The following is a 682-nucleotide window of genomic DNA, read 5'->3' as shown; positions in this document are numbered from 1 at the left end:
CACGGTGTGGTTCATGACTGGGGTGAAGTCGTAACAAGGTAGCCGTAGGGGAACCTGCGGCTGGATCACCTCCTTAAACGACACGTCATCTGACTGTCGGTAAGTGCTCACAATGAATTACCTGATCAAGCAAGAGTAACGACTGTTTGGGATTTATGCCCAATATTGCTCGGCAATGGGTCTGTAGCTCAGTTGGTTAGAGCGCACCCCTGATAAGGGTGAGGTCGGCAGTTCAAGTCTGCCCAGACCCACCATCTTCATAAGTTCAGCGAGTGCACGCCTTTGGTGTGGTGAAGATCGGTGAGCTCGCCGGGTAGCATCGGATTTGCCCAGGCCCATCGTTTGATAGCTGGTTCTGGTCAAGCATACCCGACAGGATATGGGGCCATAGCTCAGCTGGGAGAGCGCCTGCCTTGCACGCAGGAGGTCAGCGGTTCGATCCCGCTTGGCTCCACCATTTCTCGATCTCGAGTAAAACAGTCGTCAAGTTCTAAGCAAGAGGCTTGTTCGCCATCAGACGATATCAAGTCTCTCGCTTAGAGCTTTTGCTCTAACGCTCTTTAACAATGTATATCATGCTGACAAAGTAAGATACGTTTCAAGCGTATCCGGCAATTGTCGTGACATCATCGATTGACAGACCTTTTGGGGTTATATGGTCAAGCGATGAAGCGCATACGGT

At 51.0% G+C, this 682-nt stretch carries 2 tRNA genes and 1 rRNA gene; all 3 read left to right on the top strand.

From position 1 onward, the window contains the following. Positions 1-76 (top strand): 16S ribosomal RNA (locus C9F12_RS22230); the annotation flags it as partial. Positions 77-177: 101 nt separating this feature from the next. Then, positions 178-254 (top strand) — tRNA-Ile (locus tag C9F12_RS22225). A gap of 127 nt (positions 255-381) precedes the next feature. After that, a tRNA-Ala gene (locus C9F12_RS22220) sits at positions 382-457 on the top strand. Positions 458-682: the final 225 nt, after the last annotated feature.

Origin of the sequence: Halomonas sp. BN3-1, assembly GCF_003056325.1 — a bacterium.
Lineage (GTDB): Bacteria > Pseudomonadota > Gammaproteobacteria > Pseudomonadales > Halomonadaceae > Halomonas > Halomonas litopenaei.
The sequence above is the reverse complement of the archived record's forward strand: the minus strand, read 5'-3'. Positions and strand labels throughout refer to the sequence as shown.